This window comes from Mesorhizobium sp. M0923 (genome assembly GCF_040319365.1).
Taxonomy (GTDB): Bacteria; Pseudomonadota; Alphaproteobacteria; order Rhizobiales; family Rhizobiaceae; genus Mesorhizobium.
In genome coordinates this window covers 1-17,127 of sequence record NZ_JAMYNW010000008.1, presented here as the reverse complement: position 1 = coordinate 17,127, position 17,127 = coordinate 1, and the positions used below count along the sequence as shown (strand labels likewise).

21 protein-coding genes and 3 tRNA genes are annotated in these 17,127 nt (G+C 61.3%); 11 read left to right on the top strand and 13 right to left on the bottom strand.

Annotation, left to right across the window (positions count from 1 at the left end; all coding sequences use genetic code 11):
- Window positions 1-2: 2 nt before the first annotated feature.
- Entirely contained in the window at window positions 3-845 is an 843-nt protein-coding gene (locus NKH89_RS15360) for an ABC transporter permease (protein ID WP_023717500.1), read from the bottom strand.
- 13 nt (window positions 846-858) lie between these two features.
- A complete protein-coding gene (locus NKH89_RS15355; RefSeq protein ID WP_352909253.1) occupies window positions 859-1,965 on the bottom strand; it encodes a polyamine ABC transporter substrate-binding protein in 1,107 nt (368 codons plus the stop codon).
- Between the two features lie 91 nt (window positions 1,966-2,056).
- On the opposite strand from NKH89_RS15355, the gene NKH89_RS15350 reads away from it, so the two are divergent.
- On the top strand, window positions 2,057-2,671 hold the full coding sequence (locus tag NKH89_RS15350; RefSeq protein WP_352587612.1) for a TetR/AcrR family transcriptional regulator: 615 nt from the start codon (window positions 2,057-2,059) through the stop codon (window positions 2,669-2,671).
- 6 nt (window positions 2,672-2,677) lie between these two features.
- On the opposite strand, the gene NKH89_RS15345 is transcribed toward NKH89_RS15350, so the two are convergent.
- The 4 genes from NKH89_RS15345 to NKH89_RS15330 all read right to left on the bottom strand — a co-directional run bounded on the left by NKH89_RS15345 (window position 2,678) and on the right by NKH89_RS15330 (window position 4,364).
- A complete protein-coding gene (locus tag NKH89_RS15345) occupies window positions 2,678-3,316 on the bottom strand; it encodes a cupin domain-containing protein (protein WP_352496181.1) in 639 nt (212 codons plus the stop codon).
- Window positions 3,317-3,423: 107 nt separating this feature from the next.
- Window positions 3,424-3,621: a hypothetical protein gene (locus NKH89_RS15340; RefSeq protein ID WP_352496180.1), complete on the bottom strand. Its 198-nt coding sequence runs from the start codon at window positions 3,619-3,621 to the stop codon at window positions 3,424-3,426.
- A gap of 275 nt (window positions 3,622-3,896) precedes the next feature.
- Window positions 3,897-4,136 (bottom strand): hypothetical protein, encoded by a 240-nt coding sequence (locus tag NKH89_RS15335; RefSeq protein ID WP_031193539.1) that lies wholly within the window; start codon window positions 4,134-4,136, stop codon window positions 3,897-3,899.
- A gap of 152 nt (window positions 4,137-4,288) precedes the next feature.
- Window positions 4,289-4,364 (bottom strand) — tRNA-Thr (locus NKH89_RS15330).
- 156 nt (window positions 4,365-4,520) lie between these two features.
- Here NKH89_RS15330 and NKH89_RS15325 point away from each other — a divergent pair.
- The 3 genes from NKH89_RS15325 to NKH89_RS15315 all read left to right on the top strand — a co-directional run bounded on the left by NKH89_RS15325 (window position 4,521) and on the right by NKH89_RS15315 (window position 6,026).
- Entirely contained in the window at window positions 4,521-4,688 is a 168-nt protein-coding gene (locus NKH89_RS15325) for a hypothetical protein (RefSeq protein WP_023717505.1), read from the top strand.
- Between the two features lie 179 nt (window positions 4,689-4,867).
- The gene (locus NKH89_RS15320) at window positions 4,868-5,173 is read left to right on the top strand and encodes a BA14K family protein (protein WP_023717506.1); all 306 of its coding nucleotides are present in this window, start codon (window positions 4,868-4,870) and stop codon (window positions 5,171-5,173) included.
- 496 nt (window positions 5,174-5,669) lie between these two features.
- Entirely contained in the window at window positions 5,670-6,026 is a 357-nt protein-coding gene (locus NKH89_RS15315) for a hypothetical protein (RefSeq protein WP_352484569.1), read from the top strand.
- A gap of 40 nt (window positions 6,027-6,066) precedes the next feature.
- Here the strand turns inward: NKH89_RS15315 and bhcR are convergent, their stop codons facing one another.
- Window positions 6,067-6,924, bottom strand: a complete 858-nt coding sequence (bhcR, locus tag NKH89_RS15310) for an HTH-type transcriptional regulator BhcR (RefSeq protein ID WP_352496179.1) — start codon at window positions 6,922-6,924, stop codon at window positions 6,067-6,069.
- Window positions 6,925-7,126: 202 nt separating this feature from the next.
- Here bhcR and gcl point away from each other — a divergent pair, with 202 nt between their 5' ends.
- The 3 genes from gcl (at window position 7,127) to NKH89_RS15295 (ending at window position 10,845) form a co-directional block, all read left to right on the top strand.
- Window positions 7,127-8,908, top strand: a complete 1,782-nt coding sequence (gcl, locus tag NKH89_RS15305; RefSeq protein WP_352496178.1) for a glyoxylate carboligase — start codon at window positions 7,127-7,129, stop codon at window positions 8,906-8,908.
- 23 nt (window positions 8,909-8,931) lie between these two features.
- Window positions 8,932-9,729 (top strand): hydroxypyruvate isomerase, encoded by a 798-nt coding sequence (hyi, locus tag NKH89_RS15300; protein WP_352909250.1) that lies wholly within the window; start codon window positions 8,932-8,934, stop codon window positions 9,727-9,729.
- A 228-nt stretch (window positions 9,730-9,957) separates the two neighbouring features.
- Entirely contained in the window at window positions 9,958-10,845 is an 888-nt protein-coding gene (locus NKH89_RS15295; RefSeq protein WP_352909248.1) for a 2-hydroxy-3-oxopropionate reductase, read from the top strand.
- Between the two features lie 85 nt (window positions 10,846-10,930).
- Here NKH89_RS15295 and NKH89_RS15290 read toward each other — a convergent pair whose 3' ends face one another.
- A complete protein-coding gene (locus NKH89_RS15290) occupies window positions 10,931-11,779 on the bottom strand; it encodes a TrmH family RNA methyltransferase (protein WP_023717511.1) in 849 nt (282 codons plus the stop codon).
- 201 nt (window positions 11,780-11,980) lie between these two features.
- Here NKH89_RS15290 and NKH89_RS15285 point away from each other — a divergent pair.
- Together NKH89_RS15285 and NKH89_RS15280 are read left to right on the top strand one after the other, a co-directional pair.
- Window positions 11,981-12,065 (top strand) — tRNA-Tyr (locus NKH89_RS15285).
- A 67-nt stretch (window positions 12,066-12,132) separates the two neighbouring features.
- A tRNA-Gly gene (locus tag NKH89_RS15280) sits at window positions 12,133-12,206 on the top strand.
- A gap of 178 nt (window positions 12,207-12,384) precedes the next feature.
- Here the strand turns inward: NKH89_RS15280 and NKH89_RS15275 are convergent.
- Window positions 12,385-12,852 carry a YidB family protein gene (locus tag NKH89_RS15275; RefSeq protein ID WP_023717512.1) on the bottom strand — a complete coding sequence of 156 codons (468 nt, stop codon included), beginning with the start codon at window positions 12,850-12,852 and terminating at the stop codon, window positions 12,385-12,387.
- A gap of 159 nt (window positions 12,853-13,011) precedes the next feature.
- Here NKH89_RS15275 and NKH89_RS15270 point away from each other — a divergent pair, with 159 nt between their 5' ends.
- Window positions 13,012-13,269 carry a GlsB/YeaQ/YmgE family stress response membrane protein gene (locus tag NKH89_RS15270; RefSeq protein ID WP_023717513.1) on the top strand — a complete coding sequence of 86 codons (258 nt, stop codon included), beginning with the start codon at window positions 13,012-13,014 and terminating at the stop codon, window positions 13,267-13,269.
- A gap of 45 nt (window positions 13,270-13,314) precedes the next feature.
- Here NKH89_RS15270 and NKH89_RS15265 read toward each other — a convergent pair whose 3' ends face one another.
- From NKH89_RS15265 to NKH89_RS15250, 4 genes are all read right to left on the bottom strand, one after another.
- Window positions 13,315-13,938, bottom strand: a complete 624-nt coding sequence (locus NKH89_RS15265; protein ID WP_352484574.1) for a peptidoglycan recognition protein family protein — start codon at window positions 13,936-13,938, stop codon at window positions 13,315-13,317.
- A 141-nt stretch (window positions 13,939-14,079) separates the two neighbouring features.
- Entirely contained in the window at window positions 14,080-14,529 is a 450-nt protein-coding gene (locus tag NKH89_RS15260; RefSeq protein WP_023717515.1) for a GFA family protein, read from the bottom strand.
- Window positions 14,530-14,548: 19 nt separating this feature from the next.
- A complete protein-coding gene (locus NKH89_RS15255; protein ID WP_023717516.1) occupies window positions 14,549-15,436 on the bottom strand; it encodes a DMT family transporter in 888 nt (295 codons plus the stop codon).
- Between the two features lie 88 nt (window positions 15,437-15,524).
- Window positions 15,525-16,724, bottom strand: a complete 1,200-nt coding sequence (locus tag NKH89_RS15250; protein WP_352909246.1) for a glycosyltransferase family 87 protein — start codon at window positions 16,722-16,724, stop codon at window positions 15,525-15,527.
- Between the two features lie 300 nt (window positions 16,725-17,024).
- On the opposite strand from NKH89_RS15250, the gene NKH89_RS15245 reads away from it, so the two are divergent.
- The coding region (locus NKH89_RS15245) for a GTP-binding protein (RefSeq protein WP_245464554.1) at window positions 17,025-17,127 on the top strand (103 nt) is incomplete at its 3' end.

Below are 17,127 nucleotides of genomic sequence, written 5' to 3'. Positions count from 1 at the left end.
GGTCAAGCCCGCTCGATCTTCAGCCAGCGGGCGCAGGCGAGATAGGCGATGGTGACGACCGCCATCAGGATGATCGACAGCGCCGAGGCGAGCGGAAAGTCGCCGCGCCGGCCGATCTGCATCATGACGAGCTGCGGCATCAACAGCTCATTGTTGCCGCCGAGGATCTGCGGTGTGATGTAGTCGCCGATGCACAGCACAAAGGTGAGGAAGGCGCCGACCATGATGCCAGGCAGCGTCAGCGGCAGAACGACATGCAGGAATGTCCGGATCGGCCCGGCGCCGAGGTCGGCTGCGGCCTTGCGGTAGCTGGGGCTGAGCTGCTTCAGATTGGCGAAGATCGTCAGCGTCAACAGCATGACGAAGAAATGCACGAAGCCGGTGACGGTCGCTAGCCGCGTATTGGCAAGCTGCAGCGGTTCGCTGAACAGCCCGGAGCCGGTCAACGCGCGGTTGACGACGCCGTTCTGCGCCAGCACCAGCAGCCACGAATAGGAACGCACGACATAGGAGGTCCAGAACGGCAGCACCGCCAGCATCAGCGCCAGCCGCTGCCAGCGCTCCGGCACCTGCTCGGCCAGGATCCAGGCGAAGGGATAGGCAAGCAGCACCGAGATCACGGTGACGATGGCCGTGACCTGCAGCGAATTCACCATCGCCTGCCAGTAGGATGGATTGGCAAAAAACTGGCTGTAGTTGGATAGCGTGAAGCCGCCGCCTTCATGCGCCGTCAGGCTGGATACCGCCATGGCGACGAAGGGCAGCACGAAGAACAGCAGCGTCCAGCCGAGCGCCGGCGTGACCAGCGCCCAGGGTAGGGCACGCCCGCTGCTGGCGGAGTTCACGACCGGCAGCCGGTCATTGCGCCTGCAGCATTTCGGTCCAGACGTCCTGCATCTTCTTGTCGAGATCGGCGTTCGGCGCCGGATAGGACTGGGCGCGGGCAAGGAACTCCGGCTGCTCGTCGAAGCGCAGGATCTTCTTCTGCTCGTCGCTCAGCGCCGCTTTGGTGTTGGCCGGCATGCCCCAATAGCAGGACGAGGTGGCGAGCCGCGCCTGGCCTTCGGGGCTCATAATGTACTGGATGAATTTAAGTGCCAGCTCCTTGTTCTTGGAATCCTTGAACATTGCCAGCGACTGCGACCACAGCACGGCGCCTTCCTTCGGGATCGAGAAGTCGAGCGCCGGGTTTTCCTTGGCCAGCCCCGCCGTCACCCATTCGCCACCGCCAACCAGAATGTCGACCTCGCCGGTCGCCAGCGCTGTCTGGCTGGCGGTCACTTCGCCGACCAGCTTGGCATTGGCCTTCATTTTGAGCAGCTGTTCCTTGATGGCGGGAAGGTCGGCTTCGGTCAGTTCCGCCGTCTTCTTGCCGATCGCCAGTGCGGCCATGCCGATGACCGGCAGGTAATAATCGTAGATGGCGATCTTGCCCTTGTATTTGTCGCCGGTCAGCGCGGCAAGCGACTGCATGTCGGCCGGGTCGACTTTAGTCTTGTTGTAGCCGATCGTGTTGTAGCCGAACTTTTCGGTGATGCCGTAACGCTTGCCGTCGACGACGGTGGAGCTATCCATCTTCACCTGCGGAAACAGGTCGACCAGCGGCAGCTTGTCTTCCGGTAGCGGCTCGAACAGGCCTTTTTCGACGCCGCGCGGTACGTCGATGCTGTCGATCACCATCACGTCCCAGTCGCCGGGCTGTGATTGATCGACGATGGCCAGGCCGGCGCCGGTGCCTTCGAACTCCTTGACATTGACCTTGACGCCGTTGGCCTCCTCGAACGGCTGCAACAGCGCCGGATCGGCGTGATCGCACCAGATCAGCGCGTTCAGGTCCTGCGCCTGAGCGAGGCTGCCAGCCGCCAGCAGCAGTGCTGCCGCGGCGCACGCGCCTTGGAGATGGCTCTTCAGAACGGAAAGCGGGTTCCTGGTAATTGGATTGGGGGTCTTTGGATTGATGGACATCGAGTGTTCTCCCTTGCCTTTTTGGCTTGTGGCAAAAAATTGAACCAATTCTAAAATTGAGTCAATTCTGTTTTTGTGGCAAACAGCCGCTATGAGCGGATTGCGGGCAAGGCAGAAGGCGGATCGGCACCGCCGCATCATCGAGGCGGCAGCGGACCTATTCCGCGATGCCGGTTATGAAGGCGCCAAGATCGAGACCATCGCGGCGCAGGCCGAAGTCTCGGTCGGCACGATCTACAATTACTACCAGAACAAGGGCGACATCCTCGGCGCCATCGTCTCGCTGGAGGTCAACGAGGTGCTCAATGCCGGGCGCGGCGTCGTCGCCAACCCGCCGGCCAATGTCGGCGACGCGCTGGATACGCTGCTCGGCATCTATATCGAACATTCGCTGCATTATCTCAGCAAGGAGATGTGGCGGCAGGCGATGGCGATCTCGACGCAACTGCCGGACAGCCCGTTCGGCCAGGCCTATACCGCGCTCGACCGGGCACTGACCGAGCAGATCCGTGCGCTGATCGCGAGGCTGCAGGCGCTCGGCCTGGTGCGCCGCGACATCGACGGGCCGGCGCTCGGCGAACTCATCTTCAACAACATGAACATGATGTTCATCGAATTCGTGAAGCGCGAGGAGGCGAGAATTGCCGAACTGCGCACGGCGATACGCAGGCAGAACAGGATATTGGTGGCGGCGATTGGGGTTTGACTGCAGTCACCCAGCCGAAAGACCTGCCCGAGCGAGGGCTTCGGGCGCCGGCGTGACGTGCCCGTGCGGCTTGCAGTAGACGGGGTCGATCGCGTGATAGCCAAGCAGATGGCCGAGTGGCGCCAGGATCCCCAGCGCCACTCGCTGAATCGCAGGTGGCGGGTGCGTGAAGACGATCACGTCGGCAAATTCCCTGGCGATGACTGCTGCCTGAAGCGGCGAAGGCCTGCCTTTTTTGTCCACCTTGCCGGCATTGGCCAGGCCGAAGAGCATGCCAATCAGCAGCTCGAAACGGTTCGGGTCGATATCATCCGCACCTGGTGCCCGGTCGACTTCGACCAGGACATGCGCTTCTTCGGTTTTGCTGCTGTTCCACCAATCATGTGCGACGCCTGCTTCGATCGCGGCGGATTGGCCAGGCCCCAGAGACAAAGTCTTTCCGGCGATGCAAGCGTCGAGCCGGCCGCCGAGGACGGTAAACCGTTCCGTCAGGTTCGGGTGGAAGTGCTCGCCCACCACTGCGGCTCCCGGCCGAGCGGTCAGATGGGCGATGCCTGGCCCATCTCCGCGGTCTTCCGTGCCACGCAGGATGACAGCATATTCGCCGGTCACCTTGTTCTCGTAGACATCTCCACAGCGTGACATGGATCAGCTCGTGGGTTCATAGCATCAGCGCCGCCAACTATACGGTTGAAGGCATGGTGCTTCAACGACTACAGGCGCCGACGTTCTGTTAACACAGGCGCGACGCCCTACCGAATATGCTTTGGAGGCCGCGCTCGCGGAAACGGCACGACCGTCAGCGGCGCCTTGCGGAATTCTGCGATGGCTATTTCTTCAATCAGCGCGTCGAGGGCCTCGTTGACGCGCCGGCTCGTTTCATCCGCGCCGCAGAGGCGGTTTTGTGCGCACTCCAAAAGCTCGCGCGCCGCGGCGAAATCACTTCGCATGACAACACCCTTTGGTTTTTGGCCCGCCGCACCGACATTGTCGGCGCGCTTAATTGAGCGAGTGCTAATATACACAGGAGCAATTTAATCGAATGGTACGAGATGGCCGAGGCCCCGAGAGCGGGCCGAAATGACGGCTCTGCAACGGCGAAGACACGCCCGGGCTCAGCGTTTCCAGATATGAGATGCTAGCTCGTTGTCTGGCGACAGATTTTGCCAGCAATTTCACGGAAGTTTCTGGTGACCCGACGAGGACGGTCCCGACACGTACGCCCCTAGTACGATCTTGGGCGGCTTAGATATTCTCTGGCGGCGGCAATCTGGCGTCGATGCTCGCGGAGGAAAGCCGCGCCGAAACAAATCGCAAAGGCCAGTACGGAAAGGCTTGTCGTTGCTCTTGATGCTGGATCGGGATCGGGACTTATCAGGAAACGGAAACCAAGCGCGAAGGCGAAGACGATAAGGCCGCCAAACATACCGTTGATGAAGGGGGCGGTCGTGCGTTTCTGCTCCAACGAAGACTCCTAGGTTTTCCGCTAGGGAACTATGGTTTCCGCTAGGGAATATATGCGTTGAAGCTGATGTGCTACCGATCTGACGGCCCCGGCCTGTGGATATCGGGGACGAGCAGATATCAAGCGCCCCCGAGGTCTCAAGAAGCCCGCACTGGTGCCCCCGGACGGAATCGAACCGCCGACCTTCGGTTTACAAAACCGCTGCTCTACCAGCTGAGCTACAAGGGCACGGCGCTCGGGTTAGCATATTTGCTGCGCCAGTAAAGACAAAACTCCGTTTTCGGCTGCCGCGACCGCGCCGGTTCTGCCGCCAGGGCGTCCTGAAAACGGCCAATTCGCTTCCTATATTGACCGAAGGTGCAATCGCATCAGCGAGGCTGTCGCATGATCAGGTTTGTCATCATTCTCCCGCTCGTCGTCGTGGCCTGGGTTCTCCTGGTGAAGCTCGTCAGGGATCTGAAGCGCGCCAATATCGACTGGACCGGCGTCACCACCATCATCGGCTTCATCGCGCTCGCCTTCTGGCTTCGCCATATCACCGGCATGGGCTGAGGTCTGCCGATTGTTCCGGTGAACTGTCGACCGGCGACTGTTCGTGGTCGCGGCCGACGCATCAGGCCGGGCGATTTCTCCCTTCGAGAAAATCCAAAAAGATCTTCGAACCTTTTTCCTTGTTGCGACGACTGACGGTCAAGAGGCGGTGGGTCGCCTCTCACAACAAGGAGATCGTCATGTTCAAACGCACCATCGTTTCCGGCCTCGTCGCCACCACCGTCGCCGCCGCCATGCTGGTTGGTACGGTTCAGCCTTCGGCCGCCCATCACAAGCACTACAACAAGCACCTCGGCATCGGCATTGCTGCAGGTGTCGGCGGCTTCCTGCTCGGCAGCGCGCTCGCCCAGCCGCGCACCGTCTATATCGAGGAAGACGGCGGCTCCTGGCATGTCCGGCGCTGCCTCAATCGCTACCAGAGCTACGACCCGTACTCGGACACCTATGTCGGGTACGACGGTTATCGCCATCGCTGCCACCTTTGAGAGCCACTACCGCCCGTTTTGAGAGGAGGTGACCGTTTCAGGCAACCGGAAGAAGGGGCATCCCACCGCCCCTTTTTCTGTATGTCTGAGTTCCTATTCGAATGGTCGACTGCCAATGTCGGCATAGCTCATCATTTTTGAATTGGGCGCCGTCGACGAAACTGCCAATCTCCCCCCTTGCGGGGGAGATGCCCGGCAGGGCAGAGGGGGTGCTGCCCCGCACTACTTGTCAATAGATGACAGTCAAGCCTACGCCAATTCCCAGTTGGAGTGGCTGAACATCGACGTCGGCGATCCTTCGCACCCCCGTCTGTCCTGCCGGACATCTCCCCCGCAAGGGGGGAGATTGGATTGCCGCACGGCTTTCGCCAATCGCCAACACTGAAAACTGCCTTATCCCGCCGTTCGGCTCTTGCCGATGTACAGGGGTCTCCCAGCAGCCTAATCTACAAGCCGAACAGCAATCTACTGCCGAGCCGAAACAGGGAGAGGGCGCTTGGGCGAACACGATCCGAACGAAGAGCCGATCGAGACGATTTTCCGCAACGGCACAATCACCACCGTCGGCATCCTGCTGGCGTTCTCGCTGGGCTTCATCACGCATTGGGCCGCCAACCCGATACCATGGGAAATCTATCACCTGGCCGCCGTCGTGCCGATTTTGATCGGCATTGCCCTGCAGATACGAGCGCTGCGGTTGCTGCTCGATATAACGTCTCTACAACGGCGCGTTTATGAACGCGCCAATCGTATCTTCATTGCCGGCCTCATCTTCACCGCCTGCGGAGTTGGGCTGGCGATGCTGCTTGATTTCTACGACCTGTCGACCAAGAGCGCGGTGCCCGGGGCCTAGCTCTGGCCATCCTGGCAGATGTCGCACCATTCGGCGCTGGTCAGCGCTGCCATGCGCTCGGTTCGCTGCCAAGGCCGGGAGGGGTCGGCAGCCCGCCGATCATCCTCGTCACCTCCGCCGCCGCATCGCGCACCAACGGGCCGATCTCGGCCAACCGTTCCGGCGTGACGCGCACCGTCGGCCCGGAGACCGAAACGCCGCCAATCGGCTCGCCGAATTCGTTGAAGATGGCGGCGGCAACGCAGCGCATGCCCGGATGCCGCTCCTCGTCGTCGACCGACCAGCCGCGCAGCTTGATCGTCACCAGGTCGCGGGCGAGAGCCGAGATGTCGGACAGCGTGTTTTCAGTGAAGCGCTCCAGGCCGGCTCGGCGCAGGATGGTGGCGACGCGTTCCGGCTCGAGATGCGCCAGCACTGCCTTACCGATGCCCGAGGCATGGAAGGAACTGCGCGTGCCCGGCCGGAAGAAGGCGCGGATCGCCTGGTGTGTTTCGACCTGGCTGACGAAGACGACGCAATCGTCCTCGGCGACGCCGAGATTGGCGGTCTCGCCGGTCTTCTCCATCAATTCCTGCATGACGATGCGGGCGCGGTCGACCAGCTTGCGGCGGCGCAGGAACGCCGCGCCCATGCGATAGGTTTCGACGCCGATCGACCACAGCTGGTCGGTGCCGTCGAACTCGACCATGCCATGGTTCTCCAGCGTCGTCAGCATGCGGTAGGCGGTGGATGCTGGCAGACCGGAATTGGCGGCGATCTCGCTCAGCGACAGGCCACTGCCATCGGCCACGATCGCCAGGATGCGCAACGCCCGGTCCAGCGACTGCACCGAGGCGGCCTCGGACGGCCCGTTGAAGGCGCGTGGCCGGCCGCGCTGCCGTTTTTCAGTGGTTTCCATGGATCCATTCTTCCCCTGTTCGCCCAAGCAAGCAATGAAAAAGTTTTTCATCGATTTGCGAAGCGAATTCATGGAAAACAGAAAGGCCAATCAATTCAATTCACAAGAGCCGCTCTCTAGAAATGAAAAAATATTCTGAAAAAATTGAAAAGTAGTCGGCGCACTGGCATCATCGGCCATCAACAATTCCGTGGAGGCTGACATGGCCAAGATGCGCGCAGTCGACGCAGCGGTTCTCGTCCTCGAAAAGGAAGGCATTTCCTGTGCCTTCGGCGTGCCGGGTGCTGCGATCAACCCGCTTTATTCGGCGCTGAAGGCGAGGGGCAGTATCCGCCACATCCTTGCGCGGCACGTCGAGGCGGCTTCGCATATGGCCGAAGGATTTACCCGCGCCAGATCGGGCAATATCGGTCTGTGCATCGGCACTTCGGGTCCCGCCGGCACCGACATGATCACCGGCCTCTATTCGGCCGCTGCCGATTCCATCCCGATCCTCTGCATCACCGGGCAGGCGCCGCGGGCTCGCCTCAACAAAGAGGATTTCCAGGCTGTCGACATCGCCGCCATCGCCGCGCCCGTCGCCAAATGGGCTGTTACCGTCATGGAACCCTATCTGGTGCCGATGGCGTTGCAGAAGGCGTTCCATCTGATGCGCTCGTCGCGGCCGGGGCCGGTTCTCGTTGATCTGCCGGTCGATGTGCAACTGGCTGAGATCGAGTTCGACATCGATGCTTATGAGCCGCTGGTGCCGTTCAAGCCGGCAATGTCGCGCGCTCAGGCGGAGAAGGCCCTGAAAATGCTCAATGCGGCCGACAAGCCGCTGATCGTCGCCGGTGGCGGCATCATCAACGCCGATGCGTCGGACCTGTTGATCGAATTCGCCGAAGTCACCGGCGTGCCTGTCATTCCGACGCTGATGGGCTGGGGCGCGATCCCCGACGACCACCGCCTGATGGCTGGCATGTGCGGGCTGCAGACCTCGCACCGCTACGGCAATGCGACGATGCTCGAAGCCGATTTCGTATTAGGCATCGGCAACCGCTGGGCCAACCGCCACACCGGTTCGGTCGACGTCTACACCAAGGGCAAGAAATTCATCCACGTCGATATCGAACCGACGCAGATCGGCCGCGTCTTCGCGCCGGACCTTGGCGTCGTCTCGGACGCCGGTGCGGCGCTTAAAATGCTGCTCGACGTCGCCACCGAATGGAGGACGGCCGGGAAATTGCGCGACTGGTCGGGCTGGGCCGGCGAATGCCGGCAGCGCAAGAAGACGATGAAGCGCAAGACGCATTTCGACCAGGTGCCGCTGAAGCCGCAGCGCATCTACGAGGAGATGAACAAGGCGTTCGGCCGCGACACCACCTACGTCACCACGATCGGCCTGTCGCAGATCGCCGGGGCGCAGTTCCTGCATGTCTATAAGCCGCGCAACTGGATCAATTGCGGCCAGGCCGGGCCGCTCGGCTGGACATTGCCGGCGGCGCTCGGCGTTCGCGCCGCCGATCCGGACCGTACCATTGTCGCACTTTCCGGCGATTATGATTTCCAGTTCATGATCGAGGAACTGGCAGCCGGCGCGCAGCACAGACTGCCCTACATCCATGTCGTCGTGAACAATGCCTATCTCGGCCTGATCCGCCAGGCGCAGCGCGGGTTTTCGATGGATTTCGAAGTCAGCCTGGCCTTCGAGAACGTCAATCGACAGGGCGATGCCGAAGCTGGCTACGGCGTCGACCACGTCGCTGTCGCCGAGGCGATGGGCTGCAAGGCCGTCAGGGTGCGCAAGCCGGAGGAATTCGCCGGTGCCTTCGAGGAGGCGCAGCGCCTGATGAACGAGCACCAGGTTCCGGTTGTGCTCGAATTCATCCTCGAGCGCGTCACCAACGTTTCGATGGGCACCGAAATCGACAAGATCACCGAGTTCGAGGAGCTTGCCGAGCATCACGAAGACGCGCCGACGGCGATCGTCATGCTCGACTAGCTGTTTTATGAGGAATTACTGCCATGCCACGGTTTTCAGCCAATCTTTCGATGCTCTTTGGCGAGCACGACTTCCTCGACCGCTTCGATGCCGCCGCCCGAGCGGGCTTTAGGGGTGTCGAGTATATCGGCCCCTATGACCATGCGCCGGATGTCGTTGTGGCAAGGTTGAAGCAGAACGGGTTGACGCAGGTCCTGTTCAACCTGCCTGCCGGTGACTGGGCCAAGGGCGAGCGCGGCATCGCGATCCTGCCGGACCGCATCCCGGAGTTCCGGCAAGGCATTGCCAAGGTCGTCACCTACGCGCACGCGCTGGGTTGCGAGCAGGTCAATTGCCTCGCCGGCATCGCGCCGCAGGGCGTCGATCGCTCCGTGCTGGAAGACGTCTTCGCCGAAAATCTGGCTTTCGCGGCGGAAAAGCTGGAGCAGGCCGGCATCCGGCTGCTGATCGAGCCGATCAACACCCGCGATATCCCGGGCTTCTTCCTGAATTACTCGGACCAGGCGCTGGCGCTGATCGACCGCGTCGGCTCGAAGAACCTGTTCCTGCAATACGACATCTATCACATGCAGATCATGGAGGGGGATCTCGCCCGTACCATCGAGGCAAACCTCAACCGCATCGCGCATATCCAGCTTGCGGACAATCCTGGCCGTCATGAGCCGGGGACGGGCGAGATCAATTTTCCTTTTTTATACAAGCACATCGACAGGATCGGGTACCCCGGCTGGGTCGGGGCGGAGTACAAGCCGAAGGGCGGAACGGAAGCCGGGCTCGGGTGGTTTCGGGACGGGGCCGGGCAGGGGAGTGCGGCGGCATAGACGCTACGTATCGCACGTCGCGTTCCTGCGCGCGCCCCTCTGGCCTGCCGGCCATCTCCCCCACAAGGAGGGAGATTGGATGTCACCGCCGCTTTCGCCAATTTTCGAGGTCGGGAAAGTTTAAGGGCCGGAGCGCGAACTGCCGATCTCCCCACTCGTGGGGGAGATGGCCAGCAGGCCAGAGGGGGGCGCGCAGCAACGCCGCCTTAACAAGAAACGGAGAAAGACATGGAAACCATCGGCTTCATCGGACTCGGCATTATGGGCGCGCCGATGGCGGGGCATCTGCTCAATGCTGGCTATCACCTCGTCGCCAGCGACCACCGCTCGAAACCGCCGGCGGATCTGGTCACCAGGGGATTAAAGACCATCACCGGCCATGACGCCGTCGCCCGTGCCGCCGACATTATCATCACCATGGTTCCCGACACACCGCAGGTCGCCGACGTGCTGTTCGGCCAAAACGGCGTCGCATCCGGCCTGAAAAGAGGCAAGCTGGTCATCGACATGAGCTCGATCTCGCCGATCGAGACCAAGGCCTTTGCAAGAAAGGTCAACGATCTCGGCTGCGACTATCTCGATGCGCCGGTGTCGGGCGGCGAGGTTGGCGCCAAAGCGGCATCGCTGACCATCATGGTCGGCGGCGAGGAAACAGCCTTCGAACGCGCCAAGCCTATCTTCGAGAAGCTAGGCAAGAACATCACTTTGGTCGGGCCCAACGGCGTCGGCCAGACCACCAAGGTCGCCAATCAGATCGTCGTCGCGCTGACCATCGAGGCCGTCGCCGAAGCGCTTGTCTTCGCTTCGAAAGCCGGCGCCGATCCGGCCAAGGTCAGGCAAGCGCTGATGGGCGGGCTGGCCGCCTCGCGCATCCTGGAAGTGCACGGCGAGCGCATGATCAAGCGCACCTTCGCACCCGGCTTCCGCATCGAACTCCACCAGAAGGATCTCAATCTCGCGCTGGAAGGCGCGAAAGCCCTCGGCGTGGCGCTGCCCAACACCTCAACGACGCAGCAATTGTTCAATTCCTGCGCCGCTAATGGCGGGGCCAAGGAGGATCACTCGGCGCTTGTTCGAGCGCTGGAGCGGATGGCGGGATGTGAAGTAGGGAAGTAGGGAATAGGAGAGAATAAGGGAGTAGAGACGTGCAGTTAGCGAATACCGTGAATATGCTTTCCCTACTCCCTTATTCCCCTATTCCCTAACCTAGAAACTTCCTCGCCGCATAAAGCGCCACCGCCGCCGCATTCGACACGTTGAGCGAGCGGATGGCGCCGGGCATGTCGAGCCGGGCCAGCGTCGTCACCGTCTCGCGCGTCTTCTGGCGCAGGCCCTTGCCTTCGGCGCCGAGCACCAGCGCTATTCTGTCGCCGGAAAAACTCTTTTCAAGCTCCGCCGGTCCATCCGAATCGAGACCGATGGTCTGGAATCCGGCATCGTGCAGCTGGCCGAGCGCATCGGCGAGGTTCTTTACCTCGATTTGGTCGATATGCTCGAGCGCGCCGGAGGCCGACTTCGCCAGCACGCCGGATTCCTGCGGGCTGTGGCGCGCCGTGGTGATCAGTGCGCCGGCACCGAAGGCCACCGCCGAGCGCAGGATCGCGCCGACATTGTGCGGATCGGTGATCTGGTCGAGCACCAGCACCAACCTGGTGTCGCCGAGCGCATCGAGGCGTTTCGGTTTCAGCGGCTCGGCCTCGATCAGCACGCCCTGGTGCACGGCATCCGAGCCGGTGACCTTGTCGATGTCCCTGGGTTCGACCAACTCCGCCTTGAAGGGCAAAGCGCCGAGATCGGCGATTGCCAGCCGCTCGGCAGCGTTGCGCGTCACCAGCATTTTCTTGATCTTGCGGCGCGGATTGTCGAGTGCGGCCCGCACCGTGTGCAGCCCGTAAAGCCGCACCAGCCCGTCCGCCGCGTTCTCCCCGGGCGGCACCGGCTGGCGTGGCCTGAACGCCGGCGCGCCGCCGCTCTTCTCGTCGCGATGCGCGCGGCGCAGCTTGGCGTAGTGGGTATCTTTCGGGGTCTTCGATTTGTTATCGTTGCTCATGGCGGCCTCTATAGCCGTGTCGTCCGGCGATGGATACAGCTGCACAAGGTGCTTGTCAGGCGAGGTGCGAAATTCAGCGCTTTTTGCCGGGCTGTTGTGGTTGACAGTTTTGGGCGCTGCCGCCATAAGGCGCTTCGCGGAAGGGCTGCTTTGGCGGCCGCGACGCGTCGATGCCTCGTTGCATGGCTCCGGCGGCAGACTGGAGAGGTGCCCGAGTGGTTAAAGGGGACGGACTGTAAATCCGTTGGCTATGCCTACGTTGGTTCAAATCCAACCCTCTCCACCACTGCCGGCCCGGAAGCCCTGAAACGCAGAGCGAGCGTCGGAGCGTATCCGATGCTTGACTGAAAGGCGCGGGTATAGCTCAGTGGTAGAGCAGCAGCCTTCCAAGCTGAATATGCGGGTTCGATTCCCGCTACCCGCTCCAGATTTCCCGCAGCCGCGGCGTCCCTCGCGCACAATCCCGAAGCAGGCACCGCCAAGTGAAGCGCTTTGCCGATAATTCAAAGTGTTGGTTGCGCGTCCAGACGGACGCGCAACGACCTTAATCCGTTGTTTTATGCATGTCGTTGTACCAAACCGCAGGCGGTGTTGGGCGACATGCCTTAACTCGCGAATTTGCTGAATATGGACGCGAGCTGGTTCTGCTGCGGCACTTGCCCGTTCGGCGTCAGCTGGTCGACAAGCCCTGGCAAGGCTGCGGACAGTTGCTTGAGCAGGTCCTGCTGGTTCAGCCCCGTCCTTTGCGCGATCTCCTGAATGATTTGTGGCCCGAGAGCGCTGCCCAGATCGCTGGGGTTGATCGGCTGGTTCTGACCGGTACCGACCCACGAATTGGCGACGTTGCCGTGGCCGGCGTCCTTCAGTTTGTCGAGCAGGCCGCCCAGACCGCCGAGCAGGCCGCCATCGGCGGATGCTGTTGTATCAGGCGGGACGGGGGCAGGGCTTTGCGTTGCCTCCGGCTGGGCGGAACTTCCACCGCTCAGCATTTTTCCCACCAAAAGTGCGCCGAGCGCGATCATCAGCGGCTTGGCGACGTTGCCGCCGGGAACGGCATTGTCAAACAGTCCCATTGTGGATCTCCATGTCAAATTGCCCGTCCGTCTCCGACAATGACGCATCCATGGCGAATTTCAAGCCGGTTTGAGCTTTCCGTAATCATGATTTTCAAGTTGGCTTGAGCTTTGCTTAATAATGTGGAAGTAATCGAGCGCGGGGAACGGAGAGGAAAAATGTCAATATTAAGCTGGATTATTCTCGGCGTCATCGCCGGCTTCATAGGCAGCAAGATCGTCAATAAAAGCGGGCAAGGCCTTGTGCTCGACATCGTGCTCGGGATTGTCGGGGCCATCGTCGGAGGGCTCATCTTCAGCGCGTTTGGCGCGTCGGGCGTTACCGGGCTCAACATCTATAGCCTGATCGTAGCCGTGGTCGGTGCCGTGGTTGTCCTCTGGGCCTATCATCAGTTCAGCGGCAAGAGGGCTCTATAGAAGCCGTCCGGCAGTTGCGTCGGCATTCGGGTGAATGCCGACCGCCTATCTGATCCTTCTGAGGATTTCGCGGATCAGCGTGTTGAGGCCGGCTTCCAGCCCTCTCACCATGATCGGCCATAGTTCCTCCAGCAATCGCTGCCATACGGCATCCCGCCCAATCCTCACCGGCAGATTTGGCATCGAGCTCATTGCCGCCGTCACGTCGCGGCGCAGCCGCTCGCCGCAGCCGCTTGCGCCGCTGATCGTCGGATCGAAAGGCAGCCGGGTGAAATCCCATTTTCCGCGTTGCTCGATGCCGAGATTGCTTTCGACCTCGGCGTGCGAGAGCACCGTTTTGGGCGTGACCTTGATGCGGTAATATTTGCAGAGTTCGGCGACAACCGCGGTCATCGCGTCCCACTGCGCCCTGGTCATCGGATAGCGGCCGGCATCGAACGGCCTTTCCTCCGCCCCGGCCATGCAACAGAGCGAAACCCCGATCGAGCCGCCGTTGCAGTTGAGCGTGTGCGCGGCATATCCCGGTTTTACCCGGCCGGAATTGAGCGCGATCGAAGGCCGGCCCCTGACCAGACGGCCATTCCCCTCGACCAGTATGTGATATGCATCCTTGTCGGTATCGCCGGCCGAATGCGAGCCCGCCGTCCAATGGCAAATGACGCGCCTCATCGCAACATTGGGCAACCACTCGGGCGGTAATGCCACAGAAATCCCCGCGACATAGGTTCGGTGACGGAGCACAGTATAGTTTCTTTGGCGACGGACGCGAAAACGAAACGATAATTTGGTTGAGCGTTTTCTAACGGTCAGCTATTCGTCGGCATCTCCAGCGACCACGTGTTCTTCATATTGCGGCAGGTCGTCGGTGATCGTGAACCACTTCGCCTTGGAGCCGACAAAGATGTGCTGCGTCGGGCGGATGGTCGGCTCGTCGACCAGGGTTCCCATGGCGACATGCACGAAGGCACCGCCGCGGACCACCGAATAGAGCAACGAGCCGCAAGTCTTGCAGTGCGCGTTATGGCCGGTTTCGTCGCCGAAGATCATGAGATTGTCCTCGCCCCTGGTCAGGCTCAGCCTGTCGCGTTCGATGCCGGCGAATGGCTTGAACGCCGAACCGGTGGTGCGCCGGCAGTTCGAGCAGTGGCAGTTCGCGGCATAGATGAACGCGTCCGCCACCGCATACTGAACGGCGCCGCACAGGCACTTTCCGGTGAGCGTGCGGTTGCTTGCATTCTGGTTGCTTTCCGGGCTTGCCATGCGCTTCTCCACCTCCGCTCTAGGCGACGACAGTCAACCGGCGCTTGCGCTCGTCGAGCGAGACGATTGTCAACCCGCTGGCCACCACCAGCAGGATACCGCAGATGGCCAGCGCATTCGGGAGTTGCCGGAATACCACCAGGCCCGAAATCACCGCCCAGACGGTGAAGCAATAGTAGAACGGCGCCACCACGCTGGTCGGCCCGACCCGATAGGCCATGAAGATGAAGAAGTGGCCGAAGATCAGGAACAGTCCGGCCCCCGCCATCAGCAGCAGGTGATGGGTTTCAGGCACGACCCACTGCTCGGAAAGCAGATGCGCGACGCCGGCGCCGGCGAGCACCACGACCACCGCGGAAATGGCAACAACCATCCCCGGCACCTCGGCGGCGACCTTGCGTCCCGCCAGATCGCGTGCCGCGGACAGAGCGGCATTGCCCAGCGCCAGCAGGGCGTAGACCGAAATCCCCTGCATCGTCGGTTGTGCCACCATCACCGCGCCGATAAAGCCAAGGCCGATCAGCGCCAGCCGCACCCCGCCGATCCGTTCGCCAAACAGGATCGAGGAGCCGACCAGCATCAGCAAGGGTGTGATCTGCCCAAGCGCGGTCGAATCGGCGATCTGCATGTTGGCGAGCGCCACCACGTAGCAAAGGATAGCACCCAGTTCGAGCAGGTTCCTGCGCAACACCTTCGCGTCGAGGATCAGCGGGATCTGCTTGCCATAGCCCAGCATGAACAGCAGCGGAATGCCCCACAATGTTGCCGCAGCGCCGCGCAGGAACAGCACCTCATAGGGCGGCAGTCCCGCGGTTGCGAGCTTCATCATCGTGTCGTTCACGATGTAGGACCCGGTCGAAACGACCATGAACAGCGGGCCTCGGATGGCAGTCGGGATGAAATGCATGGGCCGACGAAATCAGACCGGCGCAGCAGCGGCAATGGGCCAGCGGCAAGCGAACGGATTTCCAGCGGCAAGCGAACGGATTATGGCTTCAATTCACGTTGAGCGCTCCAGCCCGCGAAGCCAAGCGTGTCGGAAAAGCCTGCCATGCGCGGCCGACCACCAGGCCTGACACAAGCAGCGCCGAGAGAAAGGCGGTGGCCAGGTGGTCCGAGGGGCCCGAGACGAGCAGAATTCCGGCAGCGATCACGACAGCGCTTTCTTTCGCCGAAAATCCTGATTTTCCTAGAAACGCCAGCGGGATGGCAAGAGCCACGAAATCATAGATGAACGCGTAAGGCGAAGCGAGAATCGTCACGGTTGCGAGCGCTGCTGCCTTGACGTCGAACGCCACTTTTTGACGCCATATCCAGACAATGCCGGCGCTCAGAACTGCGATGAGCAGGCCCTGCGCGGTCCATGCGAGCGTCCAATTCCACCCAAGCGCGCGGACAAAACCGTAGAGGCTTTGAAGCTTGGAGAAGTCAGCCCTACCATCGACGAGAATGGTGCCGTTGACCTTGGCGGCGGCATCGAAGAAATCGGACCAAATCTCGGCGCCGAAGAGGCCGATGGAAAGCATGATCATGACGGTGGTGGAAACAGCGGCCCAACCGATCACTCGCCAAAAGCCTCCGGCGATGAGCGCAAGCGGGATCATCAGACCGAATTGCGGCTTATAGGTGAGCAGGCCGAAGCAGAGGCCGGCCAGCGCGGGGCGTTTTTCGATCGAGGCGATGGCTGCGCCAAGCAACGCAGCGGTAATGAAGCCGTTTTGGCCGACCACGGTATTCCAAAGCACGGGGGGCCAGGCCATGGCTGCCAGAATCGCAACGCGTGTGTTCCCGATCAGCCGTATGGCGGCGGCGTAGAGCGTTATCCCGGTCGCCATCCATGCAACCAATGCAGCCGGATAGGATAGCAACGCCAGTGCGGCGGTCACGATCAGGAAAGTCGGAGGATACTGCCATGAAAAATAGCCGTCGAAGGTAGCACCGCTTTCAGCGGTCGAGATGCTCTTGTGCAGGTCCCAATTATAGGCATCGGCGGCATGGCCTTGCAGGACAAGCTTGCCAGCCCCCCAGAATGCGATGAAGTCGGTCGCCAGCGGCCGCCCGTTTTCGTCGAACAGCCAGCTGCCGATCAATATCGAAATGCCAAGCACGCCGATGTAAGTGCAGATCAAGCCGCATATGGCCAGATAGATCAGACGTTGCAGGTTCTGCCCTGTCGCGATGGTGGCAATCCGCATGATGCTCATTTACCCGCAAGTGCCCAGGCGCCATTCTGCTCCAGTGTCATTAAGCCAGTCTCATTAAGGGAGTGTCATTAAGGGTTTGTGGCGCCTCCGGCCTTGGGTCGTGCCCATCTTACATTTCCGTCTTGCCATTCCCATATCGGCCACATCCCCTAAATCGGATCATGGGTTCGAACCGAGTGAGCCGCGCTCAGCCACAAGGCACTTGTGTTTTTCGGCCTTAGTCGCTAATCGCCCCGCATTCGACTGAACTGAAGGTCCAGGCCGTCCTTAGGCCGTCCAAGGAAAGAGACTATGGCAAAAGGTAAATTCGAGCGCACTAAGCCTCATGTGAACATTGGCACGATTGGTCACGTCGACCACGGCAAGACGTCGCTGACGGCGGCGATCACCAAGT

Excerpts from the sequence above, each read along its gene's own strand:
- NKH89_RS15355 (WP_352909253.1), bottom strand. The coding sequence starts at position 1,965 with ATGTCCATCAATCCAAAGACCCCCAATCCAATTACCAGGAACCCGCTT.
- NKH89_RS15350 (WP_352587612.1), top strand. The coding sequence starts at position 2,057 with ATGAGCGGATTGCGGGCAAGGCAGAAGGCGGATCGGCACCGCCGCATC.
- NKH89_RS15345 (WP_352496181.1), bottom strand. The coding sequence starts at position 3,316 with ATGTCACGCTGTGGAGATGTCTACGAGAACAAGGTGACCGGCGAATAT.
- NKH89_RS15340 (WP_352496180.1), bottom strand. The coding sequence starts at position 3,621 with ATGCGAAGTGATTTCGCCGCGGCGCGCGAGCTTTTGGAGTGCGCACAA.
- NKH89_RS15325 (WP_023717505.1), top strand. The coding sequence starts at position 4,521 with ATGATCAGGTTTGTCATCATTCTCCCGCTCGTCGTCGTGGCCTGGGTT.
- NKH89_RS15320 (WP_023717506.1), top strand. The coding sequence starts at position 4,868 with ATGTTCAAACGCACCATCGTTTCCGGCCTCGTCGCCACCACCGTCGCC.
- bhcR (WP_352496179.1), bottom strand. The coding sequence starts at position 6,924 with ATGGAAACCACTGAAAAACGGCAGCGCGGCCGGCCACGCGCCTTCAAC.
- gcl (WP_352496178.1), top strand. The coding sequence starts at position 7,127 with ATGGCCAAGATGCGCGCAGTCGACGCAGCGGTTCTCGTCCTCGAAAAG.
- hyi (WP_352909250.1), top strand. The coding sequence starts at position 8,932 with ATGCCACGGTTTTCAGCCAATCTTTCGATGCTCTTTGGCGAGCACGAC.
- NKH89_RS15295 (WP_352909248.1), top strand. The coding sequence starts at position 9,958 with ATGGAAACCATCGGCTTCATCGGACTCGGCATTATGGGCGCGCCGATG.
- NKH89_RS15290 (WP_023717511.1), bottom strand. The coding sequence starts at position 11,779 with ATGAGCAACGATAACAAATCGAAGACCCCGAAAGATACCCACTACGCC.
- NKH89_RS15275 (WP_023717512.1), bottom strand. The coding sequence starts at position 12,852 with ATGGGACTGTTTGACAATGCCGTTCCCGGCGGCAACGTCGCCAAGCCG.
- NKH89_RS15270 (WP_023717513.1), top strand. The coding sequence starts at position 13,012 with ATGTCAATATTAAGCTGGATTATTCTCGGCGTCATCGCCGGCTTCATA.
- NKH89_RS15265 (WP_352484574.1), bottom strand. The coding sequence starts at position 13,938 with ATGAGGCGCGTCATTTGCCATTGGACGGCGGGCTCGCATTCGGCCGGC.
- NKH89_RS15260 (WP_023717515.1), bottom strand. The coding sequence starts at position 14,529 with ATGGCAAGCCCGGAAAGCAACCAGAATGCAAGCAACCGCACGCTCACC.
- NKH89_RS15255 (WP_023717516.1), bottom strand. The coding sequence starts at position 15,436 with ATGCATTTCATCCCGACTGCCATCCGAGGCCCGCTGTTCATGGTCGTT.
- NKH89_RS15250 (WP_352909246.1), bottom strand. The coding sequence starts at position 16,724 with ATGCGGATTGCCACCATCGCGACAGGGCAGAACCTGCAACGTCTGATC.